At 55.9% G+C, this 25,514-nt stretch carries 23 protein-coding genes; 10 read left to right on the top strand and 13 right to left on the bottom strand.

Annotated elements, in window-relative coordinates; genetic code table 11:
- Window positions 1–205: 205 nt before the first annotated feature.
- The 3 genes from AC2IAX_RS16670 to AC2IAX_RS16660 form a co-directional block, all read right to left on the bottom strand.
- A complete protein-coding gene (locus AC2IAX_RS16670) occupies window positions 206–859 on the bottom strand; it encodes a hypothetical protein (RefSeq protein ID WP_494388447.1) in 654 nt (217 codons plus the stop codon).
- 430 nt (window positions 860–1,289) lie between these two features.
- Window positions 1,290–1,625, bottom strand: coding sequence for an MgPME-cyclase complex family protein (locus AC2IAX_RS16665; RefSeq protein WP_099533006.1), 336 nt, complete (start codon window positions 1,623–1,625; stop codon window positions 1,290–1,292).
- A gap of 130 nt (window positions 1,626–1,755) precedes the next feature.
- Window positions 1,756–2,499 (bottom strand): pyridoxine 5'-phosphate synthase, encoded by a 744-nt coding sequence (locus tag AC2IAX_RS16660; protein ID WP_494388446.1) that lies wholly within the window; start codon window positions 2,497–2,499, stop codon window positions 1,756–1,758.
- Between the two features lie 660 nt (window positions 2,500–3,159).
- Here AC2IAX_RS16660 and AC2IAX_RS16655 point away from each other — a divergent pair.
- The 3 genes from AC2IAX_RS16655 to AC2IAX_RS16645 all read left to right on the top strand — a co-directional run bounded on the left by AC2IAX_RS16655 (window position 3,160) and on the right by AC2IAX_RS16645 (window position 8,236).
- Window positions 3,160–4,056 carry a pentapeptide repeat-containing protein gene (locus AC2IAX_RS16655; RefSeq protein ID WP_494388445.1) on the top strand — a complete coding sequence of 299 codons (897 nt, stop codon included), beginning with the start codon at window positions 3,160–3,162 and terminating at the stop codon, window positions 4,054–4,056.
- A 119-nt stretch (window positions 4,057–4,175) separates the two neighbouring features.
- A complete protein-coding gene (der, locus tag AC2IAX_RS16650) occupies window positions 4,176–5,534 on the top strand; it encodes a ribosome biogenesis GTPase Der (protein WP_494388444.1) in 1,359 nt (452 codons plus the stop codon).
- Window positions 5,535–5,764: 230 nt separating this feature from the next.
- On the top strand, window positions 5,765–8,236 hold the full coding sequence (locus AC2IAX_RS16645) for a VIT domain-containing protein (RefSeq protein WP_494388443.1): 2,472 nt from the start codon (window positions 5,765–5,767) through the stop codon (window positions 8,234–8,236).
- 54 nt (window positions 8,237–8,290) lie between these two features.
- Here AC2IAX_RS16645 and AC2IAX_RS16640 read toward each other — a convergent pair whose 3' ends face one another.
- From AC2IAX_RS16640 to ccsB, 3 genes are all read right to left on the bottom strand, one after another.
- The gene (locus AC2IAX_RS16640) at window positions 8,291–10,078 is read right to left on the bottom strand and encodes a chromosome segregation ATPase (RefSeq protein WP_494388442.1); all 1,788 of its coding nucleotides are present in this window, start codon (window positions 10,076–10,078) and stop codon (window positions 8,291–8,293) included.
- 259 nt (window positions 10,079–10,337) lie between these two features.
- A complete protein-coding gene (locus AC2IAX_RS16635) occupies window positions 10,338–12,089 on the bottom strand; it encodes a glycosyltransferase 61 family protein (protein WP_494388441.1) in 1,752 nt (583 codons plus the stop codon).
- 12 nt (window positions 12,090–12,101) lie between these two features.
- Window positions 12,102–13,112: a c-type cytochrome biogenesis protein CcsB gene (ccsB, locus tag AC2IAX_RS16630; RefSeq protein ID WP_494388440.1), complete on the bottom strand. Its 1,011-nt coding sequence runs from the start codon at window positions 13,110–13,112 to the stop codon at window positions 12,102–12,104.
- Window positions 13,113–13,430: 318 nt separating this feature from the next.
- Between ccsB and AC2IAX_RS16625 the strand changes: the two genes are divergently transcribed.
- Window positions 13,431–13,793 carry a hypothetical protein gene (locus AC2IAX_RS16625; protein WP_494388439.1) on the top strand — a complete coding sequence of 121 codons (363 nt, stop codon included), beginning with the start codon at window positions 13,431–13,433 and terminating at the stop codon, window positions 13,791–13,793.
- Between the two features lie 136 nt (window positions 13,794–13,929).
- Entirely contained in the window at window positions 13,930–14,313 is a 384-nt protein-coding gene (locus tag AC2IAX_RS16620; protein ID WP_494388438.1) for a hypothetical protein, read from the top strand.
- Window positions 14,314–14,722: 409 nt separating this feature from the next.
- Here the strand turns inward: AC2IAX_RS16620 and psaK are convergent, their stop codons facing one another.
- Entirely contained in the window at window positions 14,723–14,998 is a 276-nt protein-coding gene (gene psaK, locus AC2IAX_RS16615; protein ID WP_494388437.1) for a photosystem I reaction center subunit PsaK, read from the bottom strand.
- Window positions 14,999–15,472: 474 nt separating this feature from the next.
- Between psaK and AC2IAX_RS16610 the strand changes: the two genes are divergently transcribed.
- A complete protein-coding gene (locus AC2IAX_RS16610) occupies window positions 15,473–16,171 on the top strand; it encodes a phosphoribosylanthranilate isomerase (RefSeq protein ID WP_494388436.1) in 699 nt (232 codons plus the stop codon).
- Here AC2IAX_RS16610 and AC2IAX_RS16605 read toward each other — a convergent pair whose 3' ends face one another.
- The gene (locus AC2IAX_RS16605) at window positions 16,172–18,262 is read right to left on the bottom strand and encodes a hybrid sensor histidine kinase/response regulator (RefSeq protein ID WP_494388435.1); all 2,091 of its coding nucleotides are present in this window, start codon (window positions 18,260–18,262) and stop codon (window positions 16,172–16,174) included.
- A 220-nt stretch (window positions 18,263–18,482) separates the two neighbouring features.
- Between AC2IAX_RS16605 and rlmN the strand changes: the two genes are divergently transcribed.
- The 3 genes from rlmN to AC2IAX_RS16590 are packed head-to-tail and all read left to right on the top strand — an operon-like array spanning window position 18,483 to window position 21,125.
- Window positions 18,483–19,619 carry a dual-specificity RNA methyltransferase RlmN gene (rlmN, locus tag AC2IAX_RS16600; RefSeq protein ID WP_494388434.1) on the top strand — a complete coding sequence of 379 codons (1,137 nt, stop codon included), beginning with the start codon at window positions 18,483–18,485 and terminating at the stop codon, window positions 19,617–19,619.
- 58 nt (window positions 19,620–19,677) lie between these two features.
- On the top strand, window positions 19,678–20,898 hold the full coding sequence (gene rnc / locus AC2IAX_RS16595; protein WP_494388433.1) for a ribonuclease III: 1,221 nt from the start codon (window positions 19,678–19,680) through the stop codon (window positions 20,896–20,898).
- Window positions 20,895–21,125, top strand: a complete 231-nt coding sequence (locus AC2IAX_RS16590) for a hypothetical protein (RefSeq protein ID WP_494388432.1) — start codon at window positions 20,895–20,897, stop codon at window positions 21,123–21,125. The genes rnc and AC2IAX_RS16590 overlap by 4 nt, the downstream gene beginning before the upstream one ends.
- 142 nt (window positions 21,126–21,267) lie before the next feature.
- Here AC2IAX_RS16590 and AC2IAX_RS16585 read toward each other — a convergent pair whose 3' ends face one another.
- The 4 genes from AC2IAX_RS16585 to AC2IAX_RS16570 all read right to left on the bottom strand — a co-directional run bounded on the left by AC2IAX_RS16585 (window position 21,268) and on the right by AC2IAX_RS16570 (window position 24,192).
- The gene (locus tag AC2IAX_RS16585; RefSeq protein ID WP_494388431.1) at window positions 21,268–21,588 is read right to left on the bottom strand and encodes a Uma2 family endonuclease; all 321 of its coding nucleotides are present in this window, start codon (window positions 21,586–21,588) and stop codon (window positions 21,268–21,270) included.
- 321 nt (window positions 21,589–21,909) lie between these two features.
- Entirely contained in the window at window positions 21,910–22,431 is a 522-nt protein-coding gene (locus AC2IAX_RS16580; protein ID WP_494390423.1) for a Uma2 family endonuclease, read from the bottom strand.
- 20 nt (window positions 22,432–22,451) lie between these two features.
- Window positions 22,452–22,667 carry a hypothetical protein gene (locus AC2IAX_RS16575; protein ID WP_494388430.1) on the bottom strand — a complete coding sequence of 72 codons (216 nt, stop codon included), beginning with the start codon at window positions 22,665–22,667 and terminating at the stop codon, window positions 22,452–22,454.
- Between the two features lie 127 nt (window positions 22,668–22,794).
- The gene (locus tag AC2IAX_RS16570; protein ID WP_494388429.1) at window positions 22,795–24,192 is read right to left on the bottom strand and encodes a hypothetical protein; all 1,398 of its coding nucleotides are present in this window, start codon (window positions 24,190–24,192) and stop codon (window positions 22,795–22,797) included.
- Between AC2IAX_RS16570 and AC2IAX_RS16565 the strand changes: the two genes are divergently transcribed.
- A complete protein-coding gene (locus tag AC2IAX_RS16565; RefSeq protein WP_494388428.1) occupies window positions 24,191–25,135 on the top strand; it encodes a DMT family transporter in 945 nt (314 codons plus the stop codon). The two genes, AC2IAX_RS16570 and AC2IAX_RS16565, sit on opposite strands and share 2 nt — an antisense overlap.
- Window positions 25,136–25,236: 101 nt before the next feature.
- Here the strand turns inward: AC2IAX_RS16565 and rpsU are convergent, their stop codons facing one another.
- On the bottom strand, window positions 25,237–25,416 hold the full coding sequence (gene rpsU / locus AC2IAX_RS16560; protein ID WP_099532024.1) for a 30S ribosomal protein S21: 180 nt from the start codon (window positions 25,414–25,416) through the stop codon (window positions 25,237–25,239).
- Window positions 25,417–25,514 lie beyond the last annotated feature (98 nt).

The following is a 25,514-nucleotide window of genomic DNA, read 5'->3' as shown; positions in this document are numbered from 1 at the left end:
ATGCTCGCAATGCGGTTGAATTGCTCCTTTGGACAGAGGGCTAGCGAAAAAGGTTCAGCGCTCGGGCAAAGTTTTTTGGGGGCCTTTGGGTAACGTTTTGGGTGACGGTCTGTTGGATGACTGGGCGAAAGGGCTGAAATGCTTCTAGGTTAAGAACTCTGGGATGTTTTGGAGGATGTTTGGGGGGATAGTTTTCCTAGGGTGTTTATCGATCGACCGGTAGGGCGATCGCCTGACGCAGCAACATCACTTGCCGACCGTCCACCACCATGGCCGTGAATCCCCGATCGCTCAAACGACGCATCAACTCGCCCGCCGCCTTGCTGTCTGTGCTGCTCGATGCCAATAGATAAGGGCGATCGGCATAGCTGGCTAGCCCCACATCCCGACTCAGAAAATCCCGTAACTCACGAGCCACCGTCGGATCGTCAAAATAATTCACCAACACCGCATAGCCATTTCCCAGCGCCGTGGGTTGAAAGGCCGCCGCCGCCCGCGCGCTGGGCGATTCGATCGCAAAAGCCTGCAACCCCGTGCGATCGCGCACATAATCGGCCCAAGCCTTGGCAATGTTCAACGAGGGAAACCCTTCCAAACGCATCACCGCTTCCCCCACGTAGCGACAGGGTTCCGCCGATACATTCTGGGGCAACGCCTTGTAAAGCCGATCTTCCACATCCCGGCTGGCCCGGCGCACCAACAGCAAAAATTCACCGGACTGGGGCGGTTCGCACTCGGGCAAGTCTTCCCGAGTTTGAGCTTGGGCCGCAGGAATCAGGCCACCGGCCGCGATCGCCGCCAGGCCGGTTCCGATCGCCAAGGATTGCCACAGGGGCCGCCATAACCGCTGTTTCAACATGGTTTTGAGGGATGGGTTTTGAGGGATGGGTTTTGAGGGATGGATTCTGAAGGATAGATCTAGGGTGCAGCCTCCCAAGCCTAACCCGAGCGATCGGGAAAAACCGGACTTTCTACCTAAAAACCAAGTCCTCCACACTGCACCGATCAAAGCCAGTAATCATCGATCAACACCAAAAGGGAGGATCCGCAGTCGAATCCTCCCCCTTGTCCAACGCTTGACCCTGGCCAAGACGAATAGGGGTCTTAGGGCCTGTCGTCATTATTTCGAGGTGATGCTGAAACAGTTGATCTTCCATGCCCTAGTCGTCGCAACAAGATGCTCAAGCCCCTTGTCCCCCACGATCCGCTAACGGCAGATCTAGGGTTTCGTGCTCAACGACGACAGGCCTTAAACCCTGTATTGTTTGCCGTGATCGCTGGCGCAAAACCTAGCTGGCCGAAACGGGAGCCAACGACTTTAACGGTTCCGGAATCGACTCAGAAGGCGCTTCAAACTGGCCCGTTGCCACATATTCCAACCGCAATCGCAACCAGGTAATGAAGGTGGGGTTGGTGGAAATGATCGCCGCCGACGGTTGGGGGCATTGTTGCTTCATTTCCTTGAACTCAGGAGCTTCCAGGAATGCCGGTTGCTCCACCAGCCAAAAATCAATTTCCTGTTCCCGCTCATGATAGTTGCGCGTCCGTTCCTTGAGCACTTCTTCAAGGGGTTCTTCTTCCAGGAGAAAATGACGGCTAGCCAAACAGAAGTGATAGGTGGTCATCGGTTTTGGGGAGAGGTAGCAGGTTTACCAGAGGAATTTTAAGGATTTTGAAAACAGGCGCAATCAGCGGAAGTGCTAGCGACTTTGCATTTTAGCGGCCTGGCGATCGAATCGTTGGGCGATCGCACCCCTAGCGACGAAACTTTATATCCAACGCTGCCCGCTGCAAAATTTCCTTCATCTCGCGCACCGCCCGCTCCATGCCCACCAGCGCCGCCCGACTGACGATCGTGTGGCCAATGTTCAGTTCTTCCATGCCCTCAATGCAGGCCACTTCGTAGGTGTTCCAATAGGTCAAGCCATGGCCGGCATTCACCCGCAAGCCCGCATCCCGGGCCCGCCAAGCACCTTGGGCCAAAATTCCCAGCTCCTTGCGCCGTTCTTCGGGGCTGTGGGCTTCCGCATAGCGACCCGTGTGCAGCTCAATGAATTTCGCGCCGGTTTTAGCAGAGGCTTCAATTTGCTTGCTGTCAGCATCAATGAACAGACTGACGGGAATGTGGGCATCTTGCAGGGTTTCCACCACATCTCCGAGCCGATCGACCGCCCCCACCACGTCTAGGCCGCCTTCAGTGGTCACCTCTTCTCGCCGCTCGGGCACGAGGGTCACGTAATCCGGCTTGATATCCAGGGCGATCGCCACCATCTCATCGGTTGCTGCCATTTCCAAGTTCAAATGGGTGCGCACCGTTTGCCGCAACAGACGCACATCGCGCTCTTGAATGTGGCGGCGATCTTCGCGCAGGTGTACCGTGATCCCATCCGCGCCCCCCAATTCTGCCAAAACAGCCGCGGCCACCGGATCCGGCTCCACGGTGCGGCGGGCTTGGCGGATGGTGGCAATGTGGTCAATATTGACTCCGAGGGTCAGCAAGGGGACTGTCTCCGGTATGTGAGTGAATAAAATGATGAATAACTAGCGGGATGACCAACAAACTGGGTCAGACTAGTGGACGCATCTGGATTGATGATTGTAGCGAATGTTGCCGATCGATTGGGCCGTTACGACGGATTGCCGGATTGCCGGTTGCTCGGGTTCAATGGTCAAGTCCGTTGCGTTTTAACCTGCCGAGTCTGGGGCTTTCAAGCTCAGGGTTAAGCAACGGCTTCCGAGTCTAGGGCTGCTGAGCTTGAGCCTGTCGAGTTTCAATCAACCCAACGAACCCATAAAAAAATCCCCATTCCCATTGGGAGCTGAGGATTTGGCATTGGGGTGCATCTATTTTCAAAAACTGATTTCTCGATCGCCCAAGGGTCATCCGGATGATTTAGCCACTTTTCTGGCCAATTTGCGGGGCGATCGGGTCAAGCCAGATCGCTCACGGAAGCCCTTGGAGACTGTTTCATCACCCCAGGGCGATGGGAGGCAGGGCCAACTCTGGGTTGCCTTTCAACGGCTTCATTGCCTTGATATGCTTAGTCCAATGGGCAGAACCATTCCATTTCTTCGTCGATCTATTCAATTTCGTCGATCAACCCCCTCTCGTTCCCTGTCGCACCTTGCTGCATCGTCCTCAGAGCCGGAGTCAACAGGATGGCAAACCCCGAGCACCTCGTGCTGATCGAGCAAGGTGCAGATGTTTGGAACCGCTGGCGACGCGCCAACCCCAACATCTATCCCAACCTCCGCGAAGCCGATCTCAGCAAAGTTAACCTGCAGCAATTTGACCTCAGCCATGCGGATTTGTGTATGGCGAATTTGGAAGGGGCCAATTTGCAGCGGGCCAGCCTTCGCAAAACCAACCTCTACACGGCCAACCTATCGGGGGTGAACCTGCGGGAATCGGTGATGCGTCATGTGGACTTTCGCGAGGCAACCTTGCGACGGGCGGATCTGTGCATGAGTGTGGTGCGAGAGTCGGACTTCAGCCGCGCTGATTTGCGGGAAGCCAGTCTTTACACGGCCAACCTGAAGGGAATTAAGCTGCGGGAGGCGGATCTCAGCCGCTGCGACTTGCGAGAAGCGAACTTGGGCATGGCGGATCTGCGGGAGGCGAACCTGCGGGAGGCAAATTTGAGCCTGGCGATCGTCTGCTTGGCTAACTTGGTGGGGGCCAACCTGTACTGCGCCAATATCCGCATGGCGAATCTCAGCTTGGCTAACCTCTGCATGGCCAGCTTGATGAGTGCCAATTTGGATGAGGCGACCCTGATTGGGGCGAATCTGATTGGGGCCAATTTGTATATGGCAACGCTGCGAGATGCCATTTTGCGGGAAGCGGATTTGCGGGAGGTGACCCTCAGCCAAGTGGATGTGTCTGGGGCGAATTTGATGTTGGCCAACCTGAGCATGGCAAATTTGCGAGAAGCGAAATTCCATGGAGCAAACTTGGAAGGAGCCAATCTACACCGGGCGAATCTTTACTCAGCTTCCTTTGAGGGCGCTCTGATGGCGGCGGCGATCATGCCCGATGGTCATAAACACGAATAGTGCGCTGAGGAGGCTGGTCAGGAATGGCCGAGAATTCCTGAATTGATCATGAATTACGCCTTCCAAATCGCGCTATGATTGCTAGTTTGGTTTTGAACAAAGAGCGGTAGGTGAGGCGTATGTCTCTTCCGGTGGTGGCGATCGTGGGACGGCCCAACGTGGGCAAATCGACCCTGGTGAATCGGTTCGCGGGGGATCAATCAGCGATCGTGTTCGACCAACCGGGGATCACGCGCGATCGCACCTATCGGCCGGCTTTCTGGGGCGATCGGGATTTCCTGGTGGTGGATACGGGCGGGCTGGTGTTTGATGATGACACGGAGTTTTTGCCCCTGATTCGCGAACAGGCGATGGCGGCCCTGTCGGAGGCGGCGGTGGCGATTTTTGTGGTGGATGGGAAGCAAGGCCCCACCGATGCCGATCGGGAAATTGCCGATTGGTTGCGTCGCCAGCCGAAGCCGGTGTTGCTGGCGGTGAACAAGTGTGAATCACCGGATCAAGGTTTGGCTCAGGCGAGCCTGTTTTGGGAATTGGGACTGGGCGAACCCTTTGCGGTGTCGGGCATTCACGGCAACGGCACGGGAGATTTGTTGGATGCGGCGATTCGTTACCTGCCGCCCGTGGATCAGTTGCCGGAGGAACCGGAATTAAACATTGCGATCGTGGGGCGGCCGAATGTGGGCAAGTCCAGTTTGTTGAATGCCTTTGTGGGCGAAAACCGGGCGATCGTCAGCCCCATTTCGGGAACCACTCGGGACTCGATCGATATGGTGGTGGAGCGCAATGGCAAGCGCTACCGGCTGATTGACACCGCCGGGATTCGCCGCAAAAAGATGATCGACTACGGCCCAGAATTTTTCAGCATCAATCGGGCCTTTAAGGCTATCCGTCGATCGGATGTGGTGTTGTTGGTGATTGATGTGTTGGATGGCATCACGGAGCAGGATCAGCGCCTGGCGGGCCGGATTACGGACGATGGGCGAGCCTGCGTGTTGGTGGTGAATAAGTGGGATGCGGTGGATAAGGATTCCACCTCAATCTATGAATATGAGCGGGAATTGCGCAGCCGTCTCTATTTCCTAGATTGGGCGGAAATGATTTTCACCAGTGCCGTGACCGGTCAGCGAGTCCCGAAGGTTTTGGAATTGGTCGATCGCGCCGCTGAGCAACATCGTCGCCGGGTTTCCACAGCCACGATCAATGAGGTGTTGGAAGATGCGCTGCGTTGGCACTCGCCGCCAACCACTCGCCAAGGCAAGCAGGGCAAGATTTATTACGGAACCCAAGTCAGCAGCCAGCCACCCGCGATCGCCCTGTTTGTGAACGATCCCCACCGGTTCAACGACAACTATCGCCGCTACATCGAAGGCCATTTCCGCAAAGAATTGGGCTTTGAAGGCACTCCGGTGAAATTCTTCTGGCGTGGCAAAAAGACTCGCGAGATGGAACGCACCACCAACCGTGCAACCAGGGTCTAGACGGATCCGGAGGGCGATCGACGATCGCGGAACTAAAACAGAAGCACTACAACAGTAGTACCGTCATTCAGAACCTTGACTCGGGACAGCGCCCCCAACATGCCCCAAGGCATGAACAGGAGGGCCAGTCGTTCCGGGTCGAGTTTGGTTGGGCCCGTTGACCGGCGGGCCCGAATGTTGGATGGCGACGGATTGCTAATGGGGCCCGGTGTGAGGCTATGGGGATCGAAATGAGTAAGCAAATGACGGCGATCGGGTGGATGGTGGTGCTGGCGGCGGGCGGGGTGATCGTCCAATCATCAACACCCGTGATGGCGCGATCGATACCCACAACCGATGCCATAACTCGCCCCACGGTTGCTCCCGCTGCTCATTTAACACAACGGATGCCTCCGGAGGGCCGCCCGATGGTTTCGCCCCAGCCCGATCGCCCGGTGGGCGGTCTCTATGCCCCGAATCCCGATGGCTCGCTTGATCGGTTTGTGTTGGATAAAACCGAGGTGACTGCCCAGGTGACCGGCAACCTGTCGCGGGTGACGGTGCAACAGACCTTTACCAATCCGTTCGATCGCCCTTTGGAGGCGGTTTATGTCTTTCCACTGCCGGAAAATGCCGCCGTGGATGATATGGAAATTCGGATTGGCGATCGGGTGATTAAGGGCGATTTAAAAACCCGCGAAGAAGCCCGCCAAATTTATGAGCAAGCCCGCCAAGAGGGGCGCACGGCCGGGCTGCTGGAGCAAGAGCGCGATAATATTTTCACCCAATCTTTGGCCAACATTCGTCCCGGGGAAGCGATCCAAGTCACCATTCAATACACCGAATCCCTGAGGTTTGAAGGGGGGGATTATGAATTTGTGTTCCCGATGGTGGTGGGGCCGCGATATAACCCCGGCAACCCGATCGGCCCCAATGGCAACCCCAATGGCAACACCGATCAAGTGCCCGATGGTTCGCGGATTAATCCGCCAGTGTTGCCCCCCGGCAGTCGATCGGGCCATGACATCAGCCTCCGACTGTCGATCGATGCGGGCGTGCCGATCGAGGCGGTGCGATCGCCCTCCCACAAAATCGATTTCACCGGCAAAGGGCGCTTCACCGCCGTGCAACTGTCCCCAGCGGACTCGATTCCCAACAAAGATTTCATCCTGCGCTATCGGGTGGCGGGGGCCAATACCCAAGCCAGCGTGCTCACCCAAGGGGACGATCGGGGCGGTTTCTTTGGGCTATATCTGATCCCGGCAATTGGTTATCCCCAACGGGCGATCGTACCCAAGGACGTGGTGTTCTTGATGGACACCTCCGGCTCCCAGCAGGGGCAACCCTTGGCCAAATCCAAAGAACTGATGCGCCGTTTCATCAATGGACTGAATCCCAACGACACCTTCACGATCATTGACTTTGCCAATGCGGCCACGCGCTTGTCCGATCGCCCCTTGGCCAACACCGCTGCCAACCGACAGCGGGCCTTGGGCTACGTTGAAGCCCTGCAAGCCAACGGCGGGACTAATCTGCAAGCGGGCATTGATGAAGTGTTGCGGTTTCCAGCGGCCGAAGCGGGGCGGTTGCGGAGTGTGGTGCTGCTGACCGATGGCTACATTGGCAACGATCGGGAGGTGATCGCCAGCGTTCAGCGCAATCTGAAGCCCGGGAATCGGCTGTTTAGCTTTGGGGTGGGCAGCTCCGTCAACCGCTTTTTGCTCGATCGCCTGGCGGAAGTGGGACGCGGAACCCTGCAAGTGGTGCGCCAAGACGAAACCACCGAAGCCCCCGTGGAAAAATTCTTTCGCCAAATTGCCAACCCGGTGCTCACGGAGGTGCGGGTGCGTTGGGAAGGGCCGGGCCCCGGGCCCGAAATTTATCCGGCCGCCGCACCGGATCTGTTTGCGGCGCAACCCCTGGTGATCTTTGGGCGCAAGGGCGATCGTGCTCCCGGAACCCTGATTGTGACGGGCAAAACCGCCGGTAATCAACCCTTTGAGCAACGGTTCAAGGTGGAGTTTAACCAGAGCGATCGGCCGGCCATTGCTCAACTGTGGGCCCGCTCCCGGATCAAAGACCTCATGAATCAGCTCTATGGCAATGAGGTGAAATCCCTGGTCGATCGGGTGGTTGAAACCTCCTTGGCCTATCGGGTTTTGTCTCAATACACCGCCTTTGTGGCCGTGAGTGAGGAAGTGCGCGTCAATCCGGATGGTTCAACCCAGCGGGTGACCGTGCCTGTGGAATTGCCAGAAGGAACCAGCTATGAAGGGTTCTTTGGGGCAGCCGATCGCTCCGAGGCGGCCCGATCGGTGGGTGCTCCCCCGCGCCGCACGGGTGGCCAAGGGGGCCGCAGCGGCTGGCAACCCGCGCCTCTCCCGATCGCCCCGCCGCCGCCCGCTGGAGAGGTGAATGGCGATCTTACGTCTCCTTTGCCAACGGGCCCCACGGTGCAGATTGCCAGCGCCCCGGGCTTGGATCAACAGGCGATCGAGCAGCTCACGCAATACCTAAAACACAACTTGCCAGCTAGCCTGCGGGGGACGTTCGTGGTTACCCTCACCCTGGAACGTGGTTCCGTGGTGGGCGTGGTTTGGGATGACACGGTTTCCAGTGCCCTGACCCCTGAGCAAGCAGCCCAATTCCGGCAGGTGTTGCTGCGCTGGGCCAATGCTCCGGCCAACTTGCGATCGCTGCAATTGCAAGTGGAATTGCGCTAAGGATCCGGTTGGGATCCCAAAAATCTCAACCACCATCACTAAGCCAAATCTGGATTAGGGGCTGGTTGGTGCGGGCGCGATCCACCGCTGCCAAGCACTAATTTGGGTTTGGGCGGCCTCGTAGGTGGTGGCTGCCCTTGGAATGCGGCGAGCCAAGGCCACCGCACCGGGTAAGTCGCCGTTGGCTGCCTGCTGTTGGGCCAAGGCCAAAAGCTGCTGGCTCCAGCGGGCAATGTTACCGTCAGCCTGACTGCGCCAAGGGCTGTTGCGTTTGACCCGATCGGCCAGCAGGATGGCGCTCACGAGGCCGTCCGGGCTGTTGTTGGTGGCGAGCTGTTGGGCCTCCGTGAGCTGTTGTTGATCTTGGCGCTGGGTTTGCCAACGGGCGATCGCCTGTTGGGCCTGGCGATAGAGCGATCGGCCGCTGGCAATTTGGTTCGCCATATCGATCGCCCCGGCGAGGTCGCCCCCCCGAGCCAACTCCTCCGCCTGTTGCAAAATCGGCTCGTCCTGTCGCTGTTCCAACTCCGCTCGCCAAGCGGCCACCCGGCGGCGGGCATCGGCGGCCAAAGGGCTTTCCGGTTCAATGCGCTGGGCCTGGGCGATCGCCTCGGCCCAACGCCCCTGACCGGCCAGGGTTTCCGCTTGATCCAACAGGGGGCGATCGCGCAGTTCTTGAATTTGACGGCTCCAATTGGTAATTTCCCGCCGTGCCAGGGCCGCCAAACCGCTGGTTTCCGGAATTTCCTGAGCCTGGGAAATGGCGTTGGTCAAGTCCGCCAATGTGCCCGATTGGGCTAATTCTCTTGCTTGCTCTAACCGAGCTGCATCTTCGCTGTCCCGTCGCCATTGGGCAATTTTGGCCTGGGCCCGTTCATAGAGGGGTCGCCCTTCCGGAATCTTGCTGGCTTCCTCGATCGCCACTTCCAGATCCTTAGGCGTGCCCCCTTTGGCCGCCGTTTCCGCCGCTGCTAGATTTCGTAAATCCTCCGCTTGGGCCTGCAACGATTCCCGATCGGGCAGCAAATCCGCCCACCGCAACGCCGCCTCTCCATTACCGCGATCGATACTTTCCTGAGCCAGGGTCAACACCTGCTCCGTTAAATCCGCGATCGTCTGTTGGGCAAGGGGATAAAGTCGCCGTCGCGCTTCAATGCCCCGCAGCAGTTCAAAGGCCTGCTCAAAGCGATCGGGGTTGCCGCCTTTTGCCAGCGCCAGGGCCCGGCGAATCCGTCCATCATCCTGGCGTGTTTCCGCAATCAGCACCCGCAGCTCATCGTGTTTGACCGTTGCCCAGTAGCGCAAGGGGCCACGCACCAGCCGGTTAGCATTCCCGATCGCCACATCCCACTTTCGTTGGTCGATCGCCCCAATCACCGCCTTATAAATCCCTTCTGCCTCCCGCCAATCCCGCTCCCAGGCGGCCATCTGTGCTTTCACTTGGCCATGATTAGGAACCGTTGTTGGAATCTGGCGGGCAATTTTCAGCGCCTCTTCCAAGTTGCCCGCCTGCACGGCCCCATCCGCCAACCGCAAAATTTCCTCCACCCAAGCGACTAAGTAGCGATTCGCTTGGGGGCGCAACTCGTGATCCGCCGGGAGCACCTCCACCAGGGCGATCGCCTCCAGCAAATCTCGTACCGTCCGCTTGTTGGCCGCCACTTCCGCGCAGTAAAGGCGCATGGAAGCCGAAGCCAGCGGCCAAAAGATGGCGGGGCAGTTGGGCAAGGCCGGAACCCGCAACAACAGGGCGATCGCCAGGGCCGCCACAACCAGCAACGTGCCACCAATGGCAGCCGACAGCACCAACCAAGAACGATGAGCAGGTTTGGGCGAAATCACAGTGACGCACTCGGGAAAAGACGCACTCGGCAAGGTTTAGATCGAACGAGTCGATCGCGTCCCGAATCTTAACCTTAGTGGAGAGACGGCGGGGATCGCAATTTATGGAATCAACCCCGGTCATCACCGTTGGAAGCCAGGAATTGAGAGTTTGGATCAGGCTAGCTCGATTAGTCAGCGATATGCTTGAGACCCTAAACTTAAAAAATCGAAACTCAGGATCTAAGTATGGTGGTTCATTTTAAATGATTCAAATGGGTTATGTGCAATTGTGGCTTTCATTCGGACTACAACAACGTTCCAGTGCTTGAGCAAGAATTGGTGGTGAGAGAGTGAGATTATGGTAAAAGCTGATTTGACTAAGAGAAGGATGAGAATGATTTAGAACAGTATTGCCTGGCAAATAGTAATATTGAAAACCTAATTGGTGACTCATACGCCAGTAGCATTGATTGACATAGCTTGGAGCAAAAAACTCCAGTATTCTTACCTGTTTTTGACACCAAATCATGTTGGTGAAAGCAGCCCCATGAGGGCCAGCAATGATTTCTGCTTGCGAAAAAAGATCGACTTGTTCAGTAAATGATAATCCTTCAGGAACATACTCAAAGTTAAAATGCTCTAAAACTGAATGTAGCTCATTTTCATTTAAAACTCGTCGAGCACGAGAACGAGATAGGTATAGGCGCTTCGATGGATATGGGTTTAATTTTTTTCTCGGCAACAACCAATTACGCAGGTTTTGAAGACTTCGACTATGACATTCGATAATACCCAAAAAATTAAATGCTAAAATTTGGTCGGCCTCTAAATGGCTAATATCTTGACTGGAAATGCAACTTTCCTGATTAATTCCTAGAGCTTCTAGACTTTGAATCTGAAAAGACAAAGCTTCTCCGTGAAAGTACCAATAGTCAATTGTTCGATTTGTGGAGTGGGCAAATTCTAGAAGGTCAATCACTTGAGGTAAAAATTCAGTAACCCAATGAAAATAATTGTTAGAATTTTGCTTAGAAATAACAGCTACCGTTCCTGAGACGTATTGGGGTGGCGGGAGTTGCTTAGAAGTTGTAATCAAGCGCTCCACTCCAATTGAAAGACCATCAATTACTGCGCCATCTCGATTCCAAAATACTCGATTGCAAGAATCCACCCAAACACGCCCATGATCAATGGCCCAACAGTGGCGAGGAAAATGACCGAGCGGGCCGAGTGGAGCGAAGGTGGTAACGGTATGTTCGTCAAGGATTGGCTGTGGCTCTGGTAGCTCAGAGGAATCAGAGATTGGCCATTCTGCTAACTTCTCAATTCCGTTTTCCGTACTGGCGATTAATGGTAATCGTTCGATCGAGCACAGTAGATCAGGAATAAATTCATCTAATAACGTATCTGGGATACTTCGATAGAGACAACTGCGAGCCTCTTCATGTCGATCAAGGGCTGTAAATGCCTCAAAGAGAAGATTATGAGGTGCATGAGAGTCTGGGGCAATACGCAACACCCGCAAACACCAGCGGGCTGCGAGGTTTGCATTGCCCTGGTGGATTAATTGGCGAACTTCGGGAATCAGCCGTTTCAGGGCAGCTTGCTCGAAGGCGGCGGCTGCGGTGGGTCGATCGCGCCGTCGGAGCCAACGGCTGAGGTCATCGAGGGTTTGTAGGGAAATCAGGGTGGGGTTCAGCGCGATCGCGTTGAGGAACTGCTCGATCGCCCCATTGTGTTCTCCCAGTTCCCATTGAAGTTTGCCGAGTTCCCAATGGGCAATCGCCATTTGGGAGGGTTGTGCCAATCCTTGGGCGATCGCCCGTTTCCAGGCTTGGACGGCCGCTGATGGGCGATCGGCTCCCCGCAGCGATTGGCCTAAGGAACCGTAGGCCAGGGCAGAATCAGGGGCTAACTGGATCGCCTGTCGATCGAGGGCGATCGCCGCTGGCCAGTGGCCCTGCTCACGACAAGCGGCCGCTCGATCGAGCAGCCGCTGAAGGTCTGGGGTGAGGTTGGATGCCGCCACAGGAACCAGCCCTTAGAAAAACCAGCCGTAGGAATGCAGGCCCTTGCCCAGCAGGTTCACGCCCAAATAGCAAACCCAAACCACCACAAAGCCCAAAGCGGCCAAGATCGCCGGTTTGCGGCCTTGCCAGCCTTTGGTTAAGCGGGCGTGGAGATAGGCAGCGAACACCAACCAGGTGATGAAAGCCCAGGTTTCTTTGGGATCCCAGCTCCAGTAGGATCCCCAAGCTTCATTGGCCCACACGCCACCGGCAATGATGCCAATGGTGAGCAGGGGAAAGCCCAGCCCGATCGTTCGGTAGCTGATGTTATCCAGAGTGTCCGCCAGGGTCAACCGTTGGGGCGACAGGTTCAGGGCGGTGGTGCTGTCAGTGGCGGGGCGATCGAGCAGGGCAACCCCGCTGGCTTCACCCCCGATCGCAAGGGCGGCCGGCGCTTCAACGGCCGCCGTGCTGACCGCCAGCCGCGCCACCTTGTCCCGAAAACTGCCCGTGCCCACGGAGCTACCGCGCAGGGTCACATTCTGCCCTTTCGTCACAATCAAAAAGGCGATCGCCAGCAACGACCCCACCATCAGGGCCGAATAGCTGAGCATCATCACGCTCACATGCATCATCAACCAGTTGGACTTCAGGGCCGGAACCAACGGCTCAGCGGCCTGCATGTTGTCCGGAAGGGAGAGGGCAGCAAAGGCCGTGATCCCCATGGCCACGGGAGCCGTGACAATTCCAACCCAGCGGCTGCGGCTGTTGCGCTCGGTCAACAAATGCACAGCCGTGATCCCCCAAGCGAGGAAAAACAGCGATTCATATAGGTTGCTGAGGGGGAAATAGCCCGCCTCAATCCACCTTGCGCCCAACAATGCCGCCATGCAGAGGTTGGCGATCGCCATGCCAGCCGTGCCCAAGGATCCCAACAGAATCCATTGGGGAAACGCCGCCCCCACCCAATACAGCAGCATCGTCACCAGCAGGATGCCAAACGATGCGTTATCTAACCAGGTTTGCAGTACAACCAAATCCATAGCTTACGGCGGGTTTAAAAGTCCCTAGTAATCCCAACCATCCACCCTATCAACTCCCGATCAATTCCGTGCAGGTTTCGGCAGCGGCGGCGGTTGACCGTGGGGGGATGTTGGGTTGGGGAAACGATTCGATCGCGGTGTTTTCTTCCCTATCGATTTTAGAGAACTAGGGAGCCAGAAAGTCTGGTCTTGGGGGGCAATCACCGTTTGTGCCGCCGAACTGGGCCTTTGGGCCAGGCTGATCGGAGCCGGTAAACTATCAAAACAAGCCCCTGATTGTTGTTCCCGATCGTCCAACCAGTCAGGCCATTCCGACCCATGAACCCCCTTTTTCCCGATCGTCCCGAGCCGTCCAACATGCCCGAACCGGAACCACCCCAGCCCCCCCAAGTGCAACAGATCGCCCAAAAGCGGGCGATCGCGTTTTTAACCCTGGATATTCAGCGGGTGAAAGCAGCAGCAGCGGAATTGTTAGAAAAACTGGAAGCGGTGCGAACGGGGGAATTGGACGGTTGGGAACGGTTGGGTAATGCCTACTGTTTGAACCTATCGGGCGATCGCGCCACGATTGAAGACACGGTGGATGACGAATCGCCAAGTTGCACCCTGTCGATCGAGGAATTTGCCCAACTCGTTCAGGATTGGATTATTGATCTTGAGGCGGACGAAACTGATGAATAGTCCTGATCGCTGCCAGGGGCTAATTCAGTAGAACTTCGTAACTAGAATGTCTTTCCTGCCTTCTCTACCCTGGCTCTCCCTTCGGCAATTTTGGTTCTGCTTCTTGGGCTATTTACTCTTGAGTACCCTGCTGTTCATGGGTAGCTCATTTACCATGCTGGCTTGGATTGTTTATCTGTTTTTTCTATTGCCATTCTATGGATTTTTGATTTTGTTATTAGCTGCCTTGACCAGTCGATATCGTGGGTATCAATTGCAAGTCAAACCATTATTTTTAGTCTTAGTTCTAGTTAGCCAAATCTTGGCAATTATCGTGAGTCCGGGGAATTGCTATGGCTTTAAGCAGGGCAATCAATGCTATAGCCTAGCTCAGGTTTGGTGGGGAAACTTAGGCGAAATCAGTTTTCAAAATCAACCGCCCCATTGGAGTGCGATCGAGCAGTCCTTTTTGCCCCTTCTGGTAATTTACGGTTTTCTGTTAGTGCTATCAATTAGTACGCTCAAGCGGTCTAATCGATAAACAAGGGGTTTTAGGGCTTGTCGTCATTTTCTAGGATCAGGCAGAAACAATTGGTTTTCCATGTCTCAGTCGCTGTAGCAAGATGCTCAAGCCCCTTGTTGCCCACGATCCGCTAACGGCAGATCTAGGGCTTCGGGCTAAACGACAACAAATCCTAGAGAATCTCTGAAAAGCCAAAATGACTACTTTGTGGGTTGCACTGATCACTTTGTGGGTTGCACTGATCAACGAAGACAAGGGGCTTAAGCCCCTTGCCCCTCACGATTTGCTCACGGTGGAATCAAGGTTTCAGGCGATTTGGCGACAAGCCCTAAGATCTTGGTTTTAAACCTCTTGTTCCGAAAATTAGGTAAAAATTTTCGTGTGATGCTAACGTGCGGTTTTGAAGTCGAAGTTGAGTAGCTAAAACCTACAGTAAACCGGCGTTAGCCAAACCCAAAATCATCCCTGCTCCCAACAGGTGGCCAAAGCTAGCGGTTGCCAACAATTCCGGAATGCCAAACCCGGTGAAAATGGCGGGCAAGGGCAAGGGCAAGGTGGGGCCAACGCCGCGCTTTTGAATGGCGTAGTAACCAATCACGATCGCGAACACATTGCAGGTGACCATGATGATCCCCACATTGGGCGACCATTCAACGGTGGTGGCGGTGGCCAAAAGATTTTGAATCGTGAATAGATTAAACAAGGGTCATTCCTCCAAGGATTCAGAATGTTAAAGCCATCAGTTGCTAAAGCTATCAACTGCTGAAGATTCTTAACAAGAATTGCCCAAGAGCAAAGCGCTAAAAATCCAATGGAAATTGATATTGTCAACAGGTTGTGAAGAAATCGGGCTGCTGGGGACTGCTGGTTGGATCAAAAATGGTGTCAATGATGATGCAGATTCATGGCTCAAATGAATGGCCCATTGATAGTTCATGAACGGCTCATGAATAGCTTATAAATGACCATGACTGAACCATGACAGCCTGCTGACTCCCGGCAGCGGAAACCGGCCAAATTATAGAAACCCGGTCTCAGGAGTAGACAGCCCTGTTATTAAGACTTAACAGAAATTTCGGTAGACTTTAACAGTGCTCAATATTTCAGACTTCGGGGTTTCTGGGCGACAAAGCCCCATTACAACGCTCAGGCTTGGAATTTTTCGGAATTTTTGCTGATGCTCGTCAAAATTTGCGGACTGAAGGATCCTGACCAGGCGGTGGCGATCGCTCGTTTAGGCGCTTGGGCGATCGGGTTGATTGCTGTGCCCGCTTCGCCGCGCTATGTCAGTCCGGCACAAATGCGCTTGGTGAGCGATCGGCTCGGGGCGGCGGGCTGTGCAGTGGAGCGGGTGGGCATCTTCGCGAATACGGATCTAGACACGATCGCCGAAACCGTGACCACAGGCAACCTGACGATCGTGCAATTGCATGGGGATGAGTCCCCTGAGTTTTGCGAAGCGGTGCGATCGCGCTTGCCCCATCAAACCCTTTGGAAAGCGCTGCGGGTGCGATCGGCGGAGACTCTTGATTTAGCAGAATCCTACGCAACGGCGGTGGATGCCCTGTTGTTGGATGCTTACCGGCCCGAAGCCTTGGGCGGCACGGGCCACACCCTCGATTGGCAGCGGTTGCAAGCTTGGCGATCGCCCCTGCCTTGGTTTTTGGCGGGTGGCATTACCCCCGATAACCTGCTCCAAGCGATCGACACCCTGGCTATGGCTGCCCCGATCGGGATTGATCTATCGAGTGGGGTGGAGCGGGGGCCCGCTGATAAAGATCTGGATCAGGTGGCTCGGTTGTTTCAGGTGTTGCGCCAGCGGTTTCCCTCCGCCACGCCGGTCACCGATCGCCCCTTGGAATCTCCGCCGCCCTAGCTAATTGCTTGCGTGATCTCTGGCTTGGCCAGGGGGATGATAGCCGGTGAATTCGGCCACGATCGCCCGCAAGGCTTGATGATCCAGCGGTTTGCTGAGATAGCCCTGCATTCCGGCGGCCAAACAGCGCTGGCGATCGTGCTCCATAGCCAGGGCCGTGGCCGCCACCACGGGTAAATCCTGCCAACGTTCATCACTGCGGATTTGCTGCAAGACCGCCAGCCCGTCCATGTCCGGCAGTTGGATATCCAGCAACACCAAATCCACCGGGTGACTGTCTAGCCAGTCGATCGCTCGCCAACCGTCCGGGGCGAGCGCCACGCCACAGCCCCAACTGCTCAACAGGTCTTGCAGCAACTTGGCATTGGTCGAATCGTCTTCAACAACCAAAATTTGTGGTGGCCGGGCCTGTTCCGCCGCCATCACCCGCGCCGCCGATGCGCCGGGTTGAATGGCCGGCGCGGGCGATCGACCGGGCGGCACAAAGGTTAAGGGCAACCGAATCGTGAAGGTGCTGCCTTGGCCCAGCTTGGATTCAAAGTCCACAGAGCCGCCGTGTAGTTCCGCTAACTGCCGGGTGAGGGACAGGCCCAACCCCGTGCCCTGGTGCCGCCGAGAAAGGGAGTTATCCAGTTGATGAAAGGGCTGGAACATGACGGAGCGGGCTTCTTCGGGGATCCCGATGCCATGATCCCACACGCAAAAATGCACGTAGCCGCCTCGCTCGATCGCCTCAAGGCCAATTTCGCCCCCCTCATGGGAAAACTTGACCGCATTACTGAGCAGGTTCAACAGCATTTGGCGCACGCGCACCTCATCGGCCATCAAGGGTTGCAACCGTTTGGGAATCCGTTTGCGAATCCGAATATCCCGATCGGCTGCCTGCTGGCTGACCAGGGCCAACGCCGAATCGCAGAGGGTGGGCACATCGATCGCCTCGATCGCTAGTTCAATTTGGCCCGCCTCAATTTTGGATAAATCCAACACGTCATTAATCAAACTGAGCAGATGATCACCACTCTTGCGAATTTGTTCGATATAGACCATCTGTTTTTCGTTCAGCGGCCCATAAAGCTGCTGTTTTAGCAGAGAAGAAAAGCCCAAAATAGCCGTCAGCGGTGTGCGCAACTCATGGGACATATTGGCCAAAAAGGCGGATTTCAATTGGCTGGCCCGTTCCAATTCCAGGTTTTTGGCCGCCAATTCCGCTTGGGTTTGTTTTTGATCACTAATGTCGCGGGTGACGATCGAAAAGGCCACGGGCCGGCCCTGCTCGTCGGGCACGGGCCCCACCGAAACTAACGCAGGGAACCGATCGCCCCCTTGGCGCTGGCAAATGACTTCCCCGCTCCAACCACCGTCGATCGCCTGTTGCACCAGCCAATGCACCTGCTTTGTGCCTGCCTCTGGATAAAAAGCCGCTGCATTTTGGGGGCGATTGGGCCCGGTGGTCCAACCAAAAACCCGATCAGTCGCCGGGTTTGCATAAATGAAGCCCCCCTGCAAGTCCGCGATCGCGGTGCTGTCGTGGGTTGACTCCAGGGCCCGCACAAACATCTGTACCTGCTGTTCTGCCTGCTTGCGATCGGTGATATCCCGCGCAATACCCAAACCACCAATCAGCTCCTCATCCGCGTAGAGCAAGCGCCCGTTCACCTGCATGTGAATTTCTCGACCGGCGCGATCGAGCAGCGCGAACTCAAAATCCATTAGCTCGCCCGTGTGCAACAGGTTGGCAAAGGCCTGGCCCGTGGGTTCCTGAAAGGCCGGAGCCACAAAGTCCATGTAGGGGCGGCCGCGCCATTCACCCGGTTCAATCCCCAACAGCCGCTCTCCGTAGGGATTAATAAACACGAGCCGGCCCAGCAAATCCACCGCATACACCATGTCATTGGCGGTTTCCACATAGGCCCGAAACAGCCCTTCGGAGTTAAAGGGATCCACTTCCGTGGGTTCCCGTTTCCGATCCAAGTTGATGCCATAGGGCTTGGGTGGCGGCCCGGCGGGTGGGCGATCGCGCCATTGGGCCAGTTGCTGTTCCAGCTCATGCACGCGCTGCTGGAGGCGGGCGTTTTCGGCTTCGAGGGTCATGGAGAGACGGGCAAGAAACAAACAACGGGGCAATCATCGATCAGAGTCGCTACGATCTAAGCTAATACAGGCTTCGATCGACCCCTAATCGACTACTGAATCGCTTCACGATCGCCCGCCGTTGATCCGCCTAATTCCCAAATCCCATGCCCGATCGCCCGCTTGGCTGGTGGCGATGGTGTCTTGGGGTTTGTTCGGCCCTTTGTCTTGAGACTTGACCATGGCTCCCGCCCCAATCGCCCTGAACACCGCTGCCCAAACCGATTCGCAGATTTTGCAGTCCCGTCCCGATCGTCAGCCCCTGCCGCCGCTGTTGGGTGGCTCCCTCACGGAACTCACCCAATGGGTGAAAGACCAGGGACAGCCCGCCTACCGTGCCAAGCAGCTCCACCAATGGATCTACGAACGGGGGGCGCGATCGCTGATGGATATCACCGTTTTCCCCAAAAACTGGCGGGAAGCGGCCGCCGACATTCCGATCGGCCGCTCGGAGCTGCACCACCGCTCCGAAAGCCATGACGGAACCGTAAAATTTCTGCTGAAAATGACCGATGGGCAGATCGTGGAAACCGTCGGCATTCCCACCCGCGATCGGCTGACGGTTTGCGTGTCCTCCCAAGTGGGCTGTGCCATGGCCTGCGACTTTTGCGCCACGGGCAAAGGCGGCTTTGTGCGCAACCTATCGCGATCGGAAATTTTGGATCAGGTGCTGACTGTCCAAGAGGACTTCGATCGCCGGGTCAGCAATGTGGTGTTTATGGGCATGGGCGAACCGCTACATAACCCCGCCGCCGTCCTGAGTGCAACGCGATCGCTCAACCAAGACATCGGCATCGGCAAGCGCTACATCACCATTTCCACCGTCGGCATTCCCGGCCGGATTCGGCAGCTCGCCAACGAACGGTTGCAAGCCACCCTGGCTGTCAGCCTCCACGCGCCCAACCAGGAAATCCGTGAGTCGATCGTTCCCAGCGCCGCCCAATACCCGATCGAGGAGCTAATCGAGGACTGCCGCGACTATGCCGCCGAAACCGGCCGCCGCGTCACCTTTGAATACATCCTGTTGGCGGGGGTCAACGACAGCCGCGACTGTGCCGCCGAGCTAGCGGAGTTGCTGCGCGGGTTCCAAGCTCACGTCAACCTGATTCCCTACAACCCGATCGCGGAGGTAGACTACCAGCGCCCTGACCCGATGCGCGTGCGGGACTTCATGCAAACCCTGGACGATCGCCGCGTCGCCGTCAGTGTCCGCCGCACCCGGGGCCTGGAGTCGGATGCAGCCTGTGGCCAACTCCGCGCCAACCTGGGCAAACCCACCGGCCGAGTTGGACGATTTGGGGGCGATCGTCGCCGCTAGGTTCCCACGAAATGTGAATTGCTGACTACCATGAAATTAGTCATTGTGAATTCACATCATGTCAAACCAAAACTGGGGAAAGGAAACAATTACCCGTGGCCTAGAGCTTTTGCGCCAGGGATTGTTTCCTTTCATTCAGGAAGCCATGCAGACAGAATATGGGGATGATTGGGCTACAAAATCCCTACATTTCTTACCCAAGCTACGAACAGCCCAGCCAATTTTAAAAAAGTATTCTCCCATCAAAATCATTAGTGAAGATGTAGCCAATTTACTAACAATTCTAGATAAGCATTACACCAAGGTCTTTAAAGACCGATTAAGCAAAAGCGACAAAGTTCTAGTCAATGAACTTCAGGAAATTCGTAACCAATGGGCCCATGAATCAGAATTTCCCACCGCAGATGTTTATCGATCGCTCGATAGCATTCGTCGGTTACTACAGGCGATCGGATCGCCTCTATTGGAAGAGGTAGTCACCCAGCAAAATGAAGCTTTGCTAGCCTTGAGTCATCAAAACCAAGCGCAGCAATGGGGTCTAAACCCTAACAATCAGGCAGACCGACAGTTTCAAGAGCAGTGCGATCGCCTCATTTCTCAAATTCCGTTCCAGAATCTCAGCCTCCTGAAACAGGCTCTAACCCATAGGTCTTATAAGAATGAACACCCAAGCAGTGGCGATGACAATGAACGGCTGGAGTTTTTAGGCGATTCCGTTTTGGGATTGGTAGTGGCCGAGTATATTCATAATAAACACCCGTACCTAACCGAAGGAGAATTGACTCAAATTAAATCTCGAATTGTGGAAAATACGCAACTCGAGATTTTTGCGAGTCAATTGGATCTGGGTGATTGTCTGAGACTAGGAAATGGGCTTAAGCGTGATCAGAAAATTAGTCAAAAGAATTCAGTTCTTGCTAATGCCTTTGAGGCATTGATTGGAGCCTACTATCTTGATTCTGGTTTGGCAGCAGTTCAGGCATTCTTCTGGCCAAAGCTTGATCAAGTGATCGATAAACTGGGCTACGAAGGTGCAACGGCCCGACATCCTAAAAATGCTCTTCAAGAATTTCTACAACAGCCAGAAAATGCAAGTAAATATGGCATGGTAGATTACTGTCCAGTTCCAGGGGCGGAGCCTTGGACTGTAGAAGTCAAGCTTCAGAACCGAGTGTATGGCCAAGGGATAGGGAAGACCATTAAGGAAGCAGAAACCCAAGCAGCAATTGCAACTTTAGCTATGCTGAAAGCGGAAGGGTTTGGGGTCGATCGCCCGTGATTGCCATCGTTCCAAGTACTGAGCCGATCGCCCATTGGCAACCAGTGAGCTGGGAAACTTACCTAGCCGAGATCGCCCTTTACAGCAGCTTGCCGGGACTGAACTTAGATGGCCACGACAATTGCACCTATCGCCGATCGGGAGAGCTGGAAGTGCAGCCCGATGCCTCGTTTCATGTGGGCGATCGGGCGAATTTAATTCCCTGGGATGCAACGATTGTGGATTGATAGTAGTTTCAATTAGAAATGAGACAGTTTGCTGGCTTGTAAGAATGAGCTGGTCTATCCGCTATGGGCTGGTGCGTTGCCACTAGCTCATCGGTTGAGGTGTCTGCGGGCGCATATCGCATGTATACAAGCACTTAAACGGTTAGTTCCAAATATTTGTCCCTCGATATAAATCCCCGATCGCCACGTCTAACCCAATACTTTCAAACACCACTCGATCGCCCGCAGTAAATGCCACACAATCCCAATTTAAACTTCGCCGAAATACCTCAATTTGTTGTGTATGCTGTGAAATCAAGACGTACTCTTCTAAAGACTCCAAACATTGATAATCTTCAAACTTTTGCCCGCGATCAAATATTTCCGTAGAAGGGGACATTACTTCTACAATTAATTTGGGATGGCGCTTAATGTAATCATTACTGTGCCGCAGCCGTGATTGGTGAACTCTTCCCCCCGCCATCAGTCGGAATAACGATCAGGATTCATCGATGTCGCGGCGGTGGCCGATACGATCGATTGTGATCACTCATCGGTTGGGTCGCCCGATCACCTTGGATCTGTGGGGGCTTTGTCACGACGATTGCCCAGTGATCTCCCACGCACCGCAACCATTTCGCCATTCACGAAACCGGTTGGGCCGCGCCATTGCAGCGTTGCGTAGGGCACAAGCCCAATCTCCGTAAACTGCGAGCCGTTGCCCTACGGCACCCTACGGGCGTTTCGTAAGAGGAAGGGGATGCCGCTAGTATAAGCAGCCCATTCAATGCCCGTCTCTCTTGGGTTAGACCCGCTCCGTTGACGTAGCACCCGCCAGCCAGCCAAAGAGCCGATCGCCCGTCAAATCCAGATCCAAAGCTGGCAACACCGGCAACCGATCGCCCCCGGCCAGTTCCACCGGAGCGCGATCGGGCAAAAACACCACCACCACCCGATCGCGCGGCAACACCAACCATCCCAACTGGCTGCCGTGGGCCAAGCAATGGGTGAGATTCCGAATCACGCGGGTTTCGCCCTGGGCCGGCGACAGAATTTCGATCGCCCAAACCGGGGCAAACTCGATTCCTTCGGCAATCACATTTCCTTGGGAATCGATCAGCAACTCAGCGGTTTTCAGGACGCACAGATCCGGCACGATCGACCGATCGCTAAAGGTGCAACGCAACTCTGGCAAGGCTTCCCAGCCCGGCTCGATCGCATTAATCGCCGCCGCCAACCGAATTTGCAGCCGACTATGTTGAACTCCGAGCATTGGTTTTTGCTGGGCTAGGCGATTGTGAAATTCCCAAGCGGGCGACTCGTCAATAGACCTCCTGCACGAATCAGCTAACAGCCCTCATCCCCCAACCCCTTCTCCCAAGGAGGGCGAAGGGGAGTCAGAAATAGGGAGTTACGGCGATTTCGTTGTTGATTTTCCAGTCCCTCTCCCGACTTGGGAGAGGGATTTAGGGTGAGGGTCTTGATTGATGCAAGAGGTCTAATCTCTGGCCGCCGCAAAAAGTCCGCCAGGGTGAACGCCGGGGTAAGGGTTGGCAGCGTCATAACCCCATGGCCTCCAGGGTGAGATGTCGATGGTTTTGTAATCTAATTGTTGAGCAAATTTTCTTCGGCGGATTTTAAAAATAGCCGCCTGTGCTCCTCGCCGGGGAAAGGCTGGGTCGTTTCTGCCCTAGCGAGCTTGGGTTGCAGGAGCCTTCGGGGCAACATTGGGCTGAGGAGTCATGGGTTGGTAGCGCTGGAGCGCTTGGTTCGCAAACTGGCGCAACTGTTCAGCCTTTGCGTAGGCAGTGCTGGCCGGGTGAACGCGCTCTAGGTTGTTCTCGATCGCCTGGAGGATTCCCAGCAGTCGGGGGTTACTGGGATCGGCGGCGGCCAGGGTGCGCCATTGGGCGATCTCTTCATCAGCTTGTTGCAAGTAGTCGATCGACTGGCGCTCCAAGGCCTCCCGTTGCTTGGCAATGGCCAGATTTTGCGCATATTCCGCCCGGAGCCGCTGGGCTTCTGCAAATTGCGGATCGTCATCCTTAATTTGGTTCAACAGGGCCAAGGCCTCTTGCCACAGGTTTTGCACTACCCGCCACTGTTCCACCGGATGAGGGGGTTTTTGAGCGGCCAAGGCCGCCCGAAATCCATATTCCTTGGCCCCCGTGATCAGGCTACCCACTTGTTGCCGCCCCACCGCCCGACCGGTGACCGATTGAAAATCCCGATCGATCCCAACCAATTTGGCGCGTGCTTGCCGCCCGGCCAAGGTTTCCTGGGGCACTTCCCGCAGGCGATCGATTCCCGATTGCCAATCACCGAGAGCCGCGTTTTGGGCGCTGCCGTCCTTGGCGTTTTTGTGCTGTTGGCGGGCCGTTTCCACCGTTGCCAAGGACTGACTCAACAAGGCTTGGGCATTGCGCTCCTGAAACACCTGTGCTTCCAACCGGGCCACGGTTTTGCGGGCGGCGGCAAATTCATCCAACGAGAATCGCCACCGGCATGAAACCAGGCTGCAATAAACCTTAGGCCGAGACCCCAAAAACCAAACGGGCAGGCGATCGAGCGCCGCTTGGGCCGCTTGGGTCTTGGTGGCTCCCAGTTCAATATCGGCCGCACTGGTGGCATTGTCGAGCAATTGTTTGGCCTGGGCCGTGGCGGCGGTGGCGGCTCGATAATCTTGATCCATCATCCAAAAGCTGGGCAACAACAGCAATGGCGCGTTGTCTGCCACCACATTCCGAATTGGCGGCAATGGCAGGTTGGCCAGGGCAATCCCCCCCGTCGCCATCACCAGTCCCGCCAAACCACAGCCCCAAGATCCCCAGCCCCAAAATCCCCAGCCCGTCTTAGGCTGGTTAAGGCGAGCGGCGGACTTGAGCAAGCCCAGATCAAAATCCGGGAAAGCATCACTCACGATCGCCTGTAGATCTTCAAAGCCGGCCGGCTCGCCAGACTGTAACCGCAACTTTTCTAACCGCTGCCACAGCACTTCCTTGGGAATCCGGGTGGCGGGTTGCTGTTGATAGCGGGCGCGAATGGCTCCCTTCAGGAGTTGGTAAGCACGATCATTGAGGCGAGACATGATCCACGGGGTAGAAAGGGCCGATCGCGAGCAATGGTTGAACCCGATCGCGCTGTTAATCGCGGGCGTACTTTGGGGAAGTACCTATGTTGTTGTCAAGTCTAGTTTAGAGGCCGTTGCTCCAAGCGTTTTGATGTTGGTGCGGTTTGGGATTGCCACGATTGCGCTGCTCCCGATCACCCTTTGGAGCGGTTTACCGAAAAATTCGGCCGCTTGGGCAGTCACTGGGCGTGGCGGCTTGGAATTAGGCTTCTGGATGGCCTTGGGCTATGTGGCTCACACGATCGCGCTGCAATACACCACGGCGGGGCGGAGCGCGTTTATCACCGCCCTCTATGTGGTGTTGGTTCCGTTGCTGACGGGCGTTGCGGGCCAGCGGCTGTTCCCTAAGGTTTGGTGGGCCGCAGCGATCGCGGCCTTGGGGGTGGCGTTGCTGTCCTACGATGGCGCACCGCCCAACCTTGGGGATTTGTGGAGTGTGGGCACGGCCATCACTTGGTCTTTTTATATTTGGCGGATGGAGGCCTATGCAGCTCGGGCCCAAGTGTTGTGGCTGTCGTTGATTCAGTTGGGGATCACGACGCTGGCGGCGGCCCTGTGGGTGTGGGGGTCTTCGTTGGCGATTTCATCTGCCATTTGGAACCCCCAGACCATTCCTTGGCTAGATTTGGTCTATTTGGGAACCTTTGCCACGGCGGGCACGGCCTGGTTGCAGGCGATCGGCCAGCGATCGGTGGCGGCTCCGGTGGCGGCGATTTTGTATACCTTGGAGCCGGTTTGGGCGGCCCTGATGGCGGCGGCTTGGTTGGGGGAACAGTTGGGCGATCGGGGCCGGGTGGGAGCGGCTTTAGTGCTGGGAGCTTGTTTGTTGTGCCAGCTTCCGGTGCGATCGCTGGGGCGGCAACTGGGCCGGGCGATCGTCGCAGTTTGGCATCGACCCTAACTGTTGATTAACCCCTTGTCCGAAACGAGCAAAAAACAGAGCGGGGACATAGGCTCACCTCCCTTGTCCCCGCTCAATACGGTGCAATTGCTCAAAAAACTTTACCGATAACGGCGCTTCCGGCGGGCAGCAGCGGCCTTACGCTTGCGCTTTTCGATCGGGGTTTCATAGTACCGGCGATATTTCACGTCCGCCAAGATACCGGCTTTCGAGACTTGGCGCTTGAAACGGCGTAGCGCGGATTCGATTCCTTCGTTTTCACCCAAAACCACTTGGGTCATGCGGTTTCACTCCTTGCGATAGGTGGACAAAATACGGCGCACAGGCCCAAAGGCATGACGCTGACTCTTTTGGGGCGAATTGGACGCTGGCAAAAGAG

Source organism: Limnothrix sp. HT2024, assembly GCF_059138625.1.
This window is presented reverse-complemented; position numbering and strand designations above follow the sequence as displayed.

What these genes read in the sequence shown, in the direction of transcription:
- AC2IAX_RS16605 (WP_494388435.1), bottom strand. Translation starts at nt 18,262, where the DNA reads ATGACCCTCGAAGCCGAAAACGCCCGCCTCCAGCAGCGCGTGCATGAG.
- ccsB (WP_494388440.1), bottom strand. Translation starts at nt 13,112, where the DNA reads ATGGATTTGGTTGTACTGCAAACCTGGTTAGATAACGCATCGTTTGGC.
- AC2IAX_RS16585 (WP_494388431.1), bottom strand. Translation starts at nt 21,588, where the DNA reads ATGGCGGGGGGAAGAGTTCACCAATCACGGCTGCGGCACAGTAATGAT.
- AC2IAX_RS16645 (WP_494388443.1), top strand. Translation starts at nt 5,765, where the DNA reads ATGAGTAAGCAAATGACGGCGATCGGGTGGATGGTGGTGCTGGCGGCG.
- rnc (WP_494388433.1), top strand. Translation starts at nt 19,678, where the DNA reads ATGTCAAACCAAAACTGGGGAAAGGAAACAATTACCCGTGGCCTAGAG.
- rlmN (WP_494388434.1), top strand. Translation starts at nt 18,483, where the DNA reads ATGGCTCCCGCCCCAATCGCCCTGAACACCGCTGCCCAAACCGATTCG.
- AC2IAX_RS16565 (WP_494388428.1), top strand. Translation starts at nt 24,191, where the DNA reads ATGATCCACGGGGTAGAAAGGGCCGATCGCGAGCAATGGTTGAACCCG.
- AC2IAX_RS16570 (WP_494388429.1), bottom strand. Translation starts at nt 24,192, where the DNA reads ATGTCTCGCCTCAATGATCGTGCTTACCAACTCCTGAAGGGAGCCATT.
- rpsU (WP_099532024.1), bottom strand. Translation starts at nt 25,416, where the DNA reads ATGACCCAAGTGGTTTTGGGTGAAAACGAAGGAATCGAATCCGCGCTA.
- AC2IAX_RS16625 (WP_494388439.1), top strand. Translation starts at nt 13,431, where the DNA reads ATGAACCCCCTTTTTCCCGATCGTCCCGAGCCGTCCAACATGCCCGAA.
- AC2IAX_RS16610 (WP_494388436.1), top strand. Translation starts at nt 15,473, where the DNA reads ATGCTCGTCAAAATTTGCGGACTGAAGGATCCTGACCAGGCGGTGGCG.
- AC2IAX_RS16655 (WP_494388445.1), top strand. Translation starts at nt 3,160, where the DNA reads ATGGCAAACCCCGAGCACCTCGTGCTGATCGAGCAAGGTGCAGATGTT.
- AC2IAX_RS16670 (WP_494388447.1), bottom strand. Translation starts at nt 859, where the DNA reads ATGTTGAAACAGCGGTTATGGCGGCCCCTGTGGCAATCCTTGGCGATC.
- AC2IAX_RS16620 (WP_494388438.1), top strand. Translation starts at nt 13,930, where the DNA reads ATGGGTAGCTCATTTACCATGCTGGCTTGGATTGTTTATCTGTTTTTT.
- AC2IAX_RS16575 (WP_494388430.1), bottom strand. Translation starts at nt 22,667, where the DNA reads ATGACGCTGCCAACCCTTACCCCGGCGTTCACCCTGGCGGACTTTTTG.
- AC2IAX_RS16665 (WP_099533006.1), bottom strand. Translation starts at nt 1,625, where the DNA reads ATGACCACCTATCACTTCTGTTTGGCTAGCCGTCATTTTCTCCTGGAA.
- der (WP_494388444.1), top strand. Translation starts at nt 4,176, where the DNA reads ATGTCTCTTCCGGTGGTGGCGATCGTGGGACGGCCCAACGTGGGCAAA.